Source organism: Pseudoalteromonas sp. SG43-7 (genome assembly GCF_014164295.1).
Classification (GTDB): domain Bacteria; phylum Pseudomonadota; class Gammaproteobacteria; order Enterobacterales; family Alteromonadaceae; genus Pseudoalteromonas; species Pseudoalteromonas rhizosphaerae.
This window is the reverse complement of the sequence record NZ_JACJEY010000093.1, coordinates 1-8,728: the sequence shown is the minus strand read 5'-3', so window position 1 is coordinate 8,728 and position 8,728 is coordinate 1. Positions and strand designations below refer to the sequence as shown.

Annotated in this window: 5 protein-coding genes and 1 pseudogene; 2 read left to right on the top strand and 4 right to left on the bottom strand. The window is 43.0% G+C overall.

Annotated features, from left to right (window positions below; genetic code table 11):
• The 4 genes and pseudogenes from H5200_RS22300 to metA form a co-directional block, all read right to left on the bottom strand.
• Window positions 1-693 (bottom strand): annotated as a pseudogene (locus H5200_RS22300) (oxidoreductase); the annotation flags it as partial.
• Between the two features lie 219 nt (window positions 694-912).
• Window positions 913-3,543 (bottom strand): methionine synthase, encoded by a 2,631-nt coding sequence (metH, locus tag H5200_RS22295; protein ID WP_182762689.1) that lies wholly within the window; start codon window positions 3,541-3,543, stop codon window positions 913-915.
• A 10-nt stretch (window positions 3,544-3,553) separates the two neighbouring features.
• Entirely contained in the window at window positions 3,554-4,621 is a 1,068-nt protein-coding gene (locus tag H5200_RS22290) for a homocysteine S-methyltransferase family protein (protein ID WP_182762687.1), read from the bottom strand.
• On the bottom strand, window positions 4,611-5,558 hold the full coding sequence (gene metA / locus H5200_RS22285; RefSeq protein ID WP_149982020.1) for a homoserine O-succinyltransferase: 948 nt from the start codon (window positions 5,556-5,558) through the stop codon (window positions 4,611-4,613). The genes H5200_RS22290 and metA overlap by 11 nt, the downstream gene beginning before the upstream one ends.
• 167 nt (window positions 5,559-5,725) lie before the next feature.
• On the opposite strand from metA, the gene H5200_RS24380 reads away from it, so the two are divergent.
• Both H5200_RS24380 and ettA read left to right on the top strand, forming a co-directional pair.
• Window positions 5,726-6,625: a DMT family transporter gene (locus H5200_RS24380; RefSeq protein ID WP_182719158.1), complete on the top strand. Its 900-nt coding sequence runs from the start codon at window positions 5,726-5,728 to the stop codon at window positions 6,623-6,625.
• Between the two features lie 93 nt (window positions 6,626-6,718).
• Window positions 6,719-8,392, top strand: a complete 1,674-nt coding sequence (gene ettA / locus H5200_RS22275; RefSeq protein WP_145241364.1) for an energy-dependent translational throttle protein EttA — start codon at window positions 6,719-6,721, stop codon at window positions 8,390-8,392.
• Window positions 8,393-8,728 lie beyond the last annotated feature (336 nt).

Here is an 8,728-nt window from a genome sequence, read left to right as displayed (position 1 = left end):
ACGTACACCAATCATGAAATCATGTGGTAACGCAGCCTTTATAGCATCAAATATTGTCAGGGGTAGGCGCATGCGGTTCTCTAATGAGCCGCCAAATTGATCTGAACGCTGATTACTAAGCGGTGATAAAAATTGGTGCAGTAAATAGCCATGAGCTGCATGAAGTTCTATGCCAGAAAAACCAGCTTTATGGGCACGTTGAGCACTTTTCACAAACTGAGTAATTAATCGTCCAATATCGTCTTGCGTCATTGCTTTTGGTAAAGGAGCTTCATCTGAAAAAGCAAGTTCACTCGGAGCAATAGTTTGCCAACCGTTCTTTATTGCTGGAGCGATAGGCGCACCGCCATTCCAAGGTAATTCAGTTGACGCTTTACGACCTGCATGACCAATCTGCATCACCATCGGAATGTTAGAGTATTGACCTACATTAGATACGACTTCACGCCAAGCTTGCTCACATTCGTCGCTATAAATACCTGAATCGGCGTAAGAGATTCTTCCTTCAGGGGATACAGCGCTCGCTTCAACAATCAATAAGCCAGCACCGGATTGCGCGAGCATACCATAATGTTGATGATGCCAAGGTTGCACCTTGCCTTCTTCTGCGGCATACATACACATGGGAGCAATAATAATGCGGTTTTTGAGTGTTATCGGACCTAATTTTAGTGGGCTAAATAATTTTACCATAGAAAATTCTCAAATAATGAATGTGCAGTAAATCACAAATATAATGTACTAATCATTCTACACCCAAGGTTAGGGGCATACGCAAGCTCATTGAATGTGAAAGTATGATGATATACCGAAGAGCTATCAGGAAAAACTTTGTACAAAAAAAGCGAGCCTAATTTGGCTCGCTTTTTTGTTTTAAACTGACGGCTGATAGCTGATAGCTTACAGCTTCACTTACTCCGGCTCATACCCCAAATTAGGAGACAACCATCTTTCCGCTTCTTCTAGCGTCATGTTGGTTCGTTGAGCGTAATCTTCAACCTGATCCTTTTGTACTGCCGCTACGGCGTAGTATTTAGCCTCAGGGTGAGAGAAGTACCAGCCTGATACCGCAGCACCGGGCCACATGGCGTATGAGCTGGTGAGCTGCATGCCAATGCGCTTTTCAGTGTCGAGTAGTTGCCAGATTTTCTTCTTCTCAGTGTGCTCTGGACACGCTGGGTAACCGGGTGCTGGGCGAATACCTTGATAGTTTTCACGAATAAGATCTTCATTCGCAAGGTTTTCGTCTGGGGCAAAACCCCAATATTCTTTACGCACTTGTTCGTGTAAGTACTCAGCAAAGGCTTCGGCGAGTCTATCTGCCACCGCTTTTACCATTATTTTGTTGTAGTCATCTTGCTGTGCATCGAACGCATCAGCTAAGTCGTCTTCTTCAAGACCGCCGGTTACCGCAAATGCACCAAAGTAATCAGGCGTGCCTTTCGGGGCGATATAATCAGCTAAGCAGTAGTTAGCAAAGTCGGTTTTTTCTGTTTGCTGACGTAAATGGCACGATGTGGTTAATAGTTCAGAGCGAGTTTCGTCTGTGTATATTTCAATATCGTCACCCACGCGATTAGCTGGGAATAAACCAATTACGCCAAGCGGTTGCAAACTGCCTGACTTTTCAAGATCGTCTAACATGTCGTTGGCGTCTTTAAATAAGCTTTGCGCCTGCTCGCCAACCACTTCATCAGTCATGATACGTGGGTATTTACCGGCGATTGACCAGGTCATAAAGTACGGCGTCCAGTCTATGTATTGTCGTAAAGTGGCTATCGAGACATTTTTAAACTCTGTCACGCCCAGCTTTTTCGGCACCGGTGGAGTGTAATTATCCCAATCAAGCTTGGCGGCGTTGTCGCGGGCACGTTGAATAGTAACCGGTTTTGAACGTGGCTTTTTGCGTGCTTGCTGCTCGCGTACTTTGACATATTCAGCGCTGGTTTTTGCTAAAAATTCAGCTTTATGCTCTTTCGACAATAAGTTAGAAACCACGCCTACAGCGCGACTGGCGTTATTTACATACACCACGCCTTTGTCATATTGTGGCTCGATTTTAACGGCAGTATGCGCTTTTGAGGTAGTCGCGCCACCAATCAATAGCGGTAGTTCAAAACCACGGCGCTTCATTTCTTTGGCAACATGCACCATTTCATCAAGCGATGGTGTAATCAGCCCTGATAAACCAATGATATCGGCTTTTTCATCAATCGCGGTTTGCAGTATTTTATCTGCAGGCACCATTACGCCTAAATCGATAACTTCATAGTTATTACATTGCAGTACTACGCCAACAATATTTTTACCAATATCATGTACGTCACCTTTAACGGTGGCCATCACGATTTTACCGTTAGTAGCCCCTTCTTCTTTTTCTGCTTCAATGTAAGGGTCTAGGTAGGCCACTGCGCGCTTCATCACTCGCGCTGATTTAACGACTTGCGGTAAGAACATTTTACCTGCGCCAAATAAATCGCCTACCACATTCATGCCGTCCATTAACGGCCCTTCAATCACATGAATAGGTTTATCGGCAGCAGCACGGCATTCTTCGGTGTCTTCATCTATAAAGGTAGTAATGCCTTTAACAAGAGCATGTTCAAGGCGCTTTTCGACCGGCCAAGTACGCCATTCTAAATCCTCTACGCGTTCGGCTTGTGCCATGCCTGAGTATTTAGGTGCCAACTCAACTAAACGTTCACCTGCACCTGGATCGGTATTTAAAATAACGTCTTCAACGGCTTTTCGCAGCTCCGCTGGAATATCATCATACACAGCGAGTTGCCCTGCATTAACAATTCCCATATCCATACCCGCTTGAATTGCGTGATATAAAAATACTGAGTGAATAGCCTCTCGCACGGGGTTATTCCCACGAAACGAGAACGATACATTCGACACCCCACCCGACACTTTACAGTGTGGCAAGTTTTGCTTAATGCGACGTGTACCTTCAATAAATTCAACTGCGTAGTTGTCGTGCTCTTCAATACCGGTTGCTACCGCAAAGATGTTGGGATCGAAAATAATATCTTCTGGCGCAAAGCCAATTTCATCCACCAAAATGCGGTAACTACGCTGACAAATTTCAAACTTGCGATCGGCTGTATCTGCTTGGCCGTCGGTATCAAACGCCATAACCACTGCAGCGGCGCCAAAACGTTTAATAATTTTAGCTTGGCGAATAAATGGCTCTTCACCTTCTTTTAGCGAGATTGAGTTTACAATTGCCTTGCCTTGAATACACTTTAAGCCCGCTTCAATGACTTCCCACTTAGAAGAGTCGACCATAATTGGCACGCGAGAAATATCAGGCTCGGAGGCAATCAAATTTAAAAATTTCACCATGGCGGCTTTTGAGTCCAGCATGGCTTCATCCATGTTGATATCAATAACCTGTGCGCCGTTTTCTACTTGCTCGCGGGCAACATTAAGCGCGGTCTCGTAATCTTCTTCCATGATCAAACGTTTGAACATGGCTGAGCCGGTCACATTGGTACGTTCGCCAACGTTGGTAAATACTGCTATTTTTTGTGTCATCTCGGCTACCTTAGTTTAAATTACACGCTTCAAGGCCTGATAAGCGCATACGCACTTCAAGCTCTGGCAATGGCCGAGGTTTAACACCTTCAAGCCCTTTCGAAAATGCCCTGATGTGTGCAGGTGTGGTACCACAACAACCGCCAACAATATTGATAAAGCCAGACTTGCCCCAATCGATAATTTCTTGAGCCATTTCAGGTGCTTCTAAATCATATTCCCCAAACTCGTTCGGTAAACCAGCATTGGGGTGAACAGAGACAAAGGTTTCGCAAACACGCGATAGTTCTTCTACATATTGGCGCAATAAATCTGGACCTAGCGCGCAGTTCAAGCCAATTGAAATTGGCTTTATATGACGAATAGAATTATAAAATGCTTCGGTGGTTTGCCCTGACAGCGTACGGCCCGAGGCATCGGTTATGGTGCCAGAGATCATCACAGGCAACTTGCGCCCTGCTTGTTCAAACGCTTCTTCAACCGCGAATGAAGCCGCTTTTGCATTAAGCGTATCAAAAATTGTTTCTATCAAAATTAAATCAACACCACCTTCCATTAAAGCAAGGGTTGATTCAACATACGCGGTGACTAACTTATCAAACGTGACATTGCGATAACCCGGGTCGTTCACATCCGGTGAGATTGAACAGGTTTTTGAGGTTGGCCCTAAAACACCCGCAACATAGCGTGGTTTTGCTGGATTTTTAGCAGTAAACTCATCACAAATACTGCGTGCTAATTTAGCTGACTCTAAGTTTACTTCACGGCTGATGCTGGCCATATCGTAATCTTCCATCGAAATTGTAGTCGAATTAAAGGTGTTGGTTTCGATAATATCGGCACCTGCACTTAAAAAGCCACGATGAATATCAGCAATAATTTTTGGTTGTGTGATGCTTAATAAATCATTATTACCTTTAATTAGCACATGCCAGTCTTTAAAGCGCTCGCCACGGTAATCGTGTTCTTCTAATTTGTGTTCTTGGATCATGGTACCCATAGCACCATCAAGAATTAAAATACGCTGTTTTAACGCTTCAATTAACACGGCGCTTTTGTTTTCTAAATTATTCGGCATAGTTGTTAGTCCTTACGGCTTGGCTAACTAAATTAATATCATAGGGTGTGGTTTGGTACACATAATAATTTAACCAATTCGAAAACAGTAAAAAGGCATGGCTTTGCCAAGTTTTCGACGGTTCGTTATCTGGGTTGTTCTCTGGAAAGTAATTTTCAGGCAATGGCGCATCAGGGCCTTTTTCTAAATCGCGCTGATATTCGCCTTTTAAAGTGTCTGCATCATACTCAGGATGCCCGGTAATATACACTTGGCTGCCGGATTTATTTTTTATTAAGTAAGCGCCTACTTGCTCTGAACCTGCCAGCACCACTAAGTCATCACAAGCGTTAATTTTTTCAATATCAATATGACCATACCGCGAGTGAGGCACTACAAAGGTATCGTCAAAACCACGCGTTAAGGCTCCATGTTCAAAGTAACACTTATGGGTAAACACGCCACAGAGCTTATTTTCTTTTAGTTCACGCTTTAGATTATAATGATGAAATAAACCCGCGTGAGCCGCCCAACACGAAAATAATGTTGAGGTTACATGCTGCTCCGCCCAATCTAAAATTACTTTTAGTTCATCCCAGTAGGCTACATCGTCATATTCTAAATGTGCCAATGGTGCGCCGGTAATGAGTAATGCATCGTAATTGTTGTCTTTCACTTCAGAGAAATAACGGTAAAAAGTGTCTAAATGCTGCTCTGAATTGCTACTGCTGCGATGAGTGTCTAAACGTAGTAGCTCTACATTCACTTGTAAGGGTGAATTAGCGAGCAAACGAATAAATTGCACCTCGGTTTCTACCTTATTAGGCATTAAGTTTAAAATCGCCAAGCGCATCGGACGGATCTCTTGGGTTTTAGCGCGGCTTTTTGGCATTACGAATACGTTTTCTTGACGTAACTTCGCAATTGCGGGCAATTCATCTTTAACGGTAATAGGCATACTCATCTCCAAGGCATAATTAACCAATGGCTAATTATGAACGGATAGCTGGAAATTTCAACCTCTAGATGTTTAGATGTCCAAATGAATTTATTTTAGCTATTCTTTTGCATTCTAAAAACCGCTCGCCATAATGCGCCTGTTGATTTTATTTTAAGGTGGTAAACGTGATTGATTGGCTAGGCTTTGGAGAACTTTTTGCTATATTAGCAGCTATTGTTTGGGCGCTTTCGACCATTTTATATAAAGGTTTTAGCCATCACTTAACGCCTATGCAGCTAAACATCAGTAAAGGCGTGTTAGCAAGTGCCATGATGTTAGCTACTATTGCGATTACTCAAGACGCTGCACTACCACATCATCTGACAAGCTGGCTTTGGCTAATTGCTGGCGGGGTGATTGGGATTGCGATTGGCGATAGCGCCTATTTTACTGCGCTGCGAAATATTGGCCCTGCTCGCACGTTAGTTATTGAGTCCCTTGCTCCAGCCCTTGTGGGGGTTTTTAATATCCTGCTATTAAATCATTATTTATCGCCATTTGCATGGTGCGGTATTGTACTTACAACCATTGGCGTAGTAATAGCAATCAAGCCTGAAAAAACATTGCCACAGGTTGATCATCAACATTATCGCAAAGGTGTTTTATGTGCCCTTGCAGCTGCTATCTGCCAAGCGCTCGGTATGGTGATGTCTAAAGGCGCACTCAATAATGAGCATATGAGTAGCTTATGGGCGGCATTAATTAGATTAGCAGCCGGTACGATGACTGTGGCCTTAGTTGTTGCAGTGTTTAAAAGCAGTGAATTTAAACAAGCACTAACTCTAAGGGGAATTAGCGGCAAACAATGGTTTTTTGCGGCTGTGTTTTTAGGCACTTTCCTTGGTTTATGGCTTCAACTTGGCGCAGTTAAATATACCGATCCAGCCATTGCACAAACGATTTTCGCAACCGCGCCATTAATTGTAATGAGCATTGGTTTTATAAAGCGCGAGCCCGTTACCAATAAAATGTTAATAGGCGGCTTGCTTGCTTTAATCGGTGTAGGAGTATTGCTCGCGAATTAGCACATTGTTATTTGGTTGATTCGTTGACTGTTTCACCTGTGAGCCACTACAATACAACATTGAAATTTTTATTATTATTTGAAGGCTCCTTCCATGGTTTTACCTGATAAGTTTATTTTCTCGATGAGTCGAGTATCTAAGGTTGTGCCACCTAAGCGCACTATCTTAAAAGATATTTCTTTGCATTTTTTCCCGGGCGCAAAAATTGGTGTCCTTGGTTTAAACGGTTCTGGTAAATCAACGTTGCTACGTATTATGGCCGGCCTTGATCAAGAGTTTGAAGGTGAGGCATATCCTCAACCGGGCACTAAAATTGGTTACTTACCGCAAGAGCCTATTCTAGATGAAAGCAAAACGGTTCGTGAAACTGTGGAAGAAGCAGTCAGCGAAGTTAAAAACGCGCTTAACCGTCTTGATGAAGTATATAACGAATACGCGATGGAAGATGCTGACTTTGACGCACTAGCCAAAGAGCAAGGTGAGCTTGAAGCAATTATTCAAGCCCACGATGGTCATAACATCGACAACGTATTAGAGCGCGCCGCAGATGCCCTGCGCTTACCTGAGTGGGATGCTAAAATTGAATTCTTGTCAGGTGGTGAGCGTCGCCGAGTGGCTATCTGCCGCTTATTGCTTGAAAAACCAGATATGCTTATCCTCGATGAGCCGACTAACCACTTAGATGCAGAATCTGTAGCATGGCTTGAGCGCTTCTTGCATGATTACGAAGGCACTGTTGTGGCGGTAACCCATGACCGTTACTTCCTCGATAATGTAGCTGGCTGGATCTTAGAGCTTGACCGTGGTGAAGGTATTCCATGGGAAGGTAATTATTCTTCTTGGCTTGAGCAAAAAGATGCGCGCCTGCAGCAAGAGCAAAAGTCTGAAAAAGCCCGTCAAAAATCAATTGCACAAGAACTTGAGTGGGTACGTTCAAACCAAAAAGGTCGTCAAGCTAAGTCAAAAGCGCGTATGTCGCAATTTACTGAAATGCAGCAGTCTGATTACCAAAAACGTAATGAAACCAACGAGCTATTTATTCCACCTGGACCACGTTTAGGTGATCAAGTTATTGAAGTTAAAAACTTGAAGAAAAGCTTTGGCGATCGCGTGTTAATTGATGATCTAAGCTTTACTGTGCCTAAAGGCGCAATTGTTGGCATTATCGGTGCCAATGGCGCAGGTAAATCAACGCTGTTTAAAATGCTCAGCGGTGAAGACAAACAAGACAGCGGTGAAATTAACCTAGGTGAAACGGTTGAACTGGCAACCGTTGATCAGTTCCGTGGCAATATGGATGACAGCAATACTGTTTTCCAAGAAATTTCAAACGGCCAAGACGTACTAAAAATTGGTAACTTTGAATTCCAAAGCCGTGCCTATGTTAGTCGCTTTAACTTCAAAGGTAACGATCAGCAAAAATTTGTTAAGGACTTGTCAGGTGGTGAACGCAACCGCTTACACTTAGCTAAGTTATTAAAAGCCGGTGGCAACGTTATCCTGCTGGATGAGCCAACCAATGATTTGGACGTTGAAACATTACGTGCCCTTGAGAACGCTATTTTAGAATTCCCAGGCTGCGTTATGTGTATCTCGCATGACCGTTGGTTCTTAGACCGTATCGCAACACATATTCTTGATTACCGTGACGAAGGCCAAATTAACTTCTTCGATGGTAACTACACTGAATATGAAGAATGGCTTAAAAAGACCTTAGGCACTGCGGCTACGCAACCTAAGCGTATTAAGTACAAAAAGATAGGTTAAGTTCTAGGTTCTAAACATTTTTTAAGCCCCACATTTATGTGGGGCTTTTTTTATTAACCTGGAATATAGATCAGAGATTCACGATCCAGAGTTCAGCTTATACCAATCGTGTTAAGTTACTGACCATTTATAGCGACAGATAAATGGAGTGATAACAAGACATAAATTTTTACATGTAGTTGTTCTACATGAAAAATTTATAACGCAGTTAGCGCTTTATTTAGCTCGCTAGAATGGTTAAATATTTAAGTCGATTGGTATTAATTACACATACTGACTAAAAAACAGGCTACACTTAATCCTAATACTCCTAATACTCCTAATACTCCTAATACT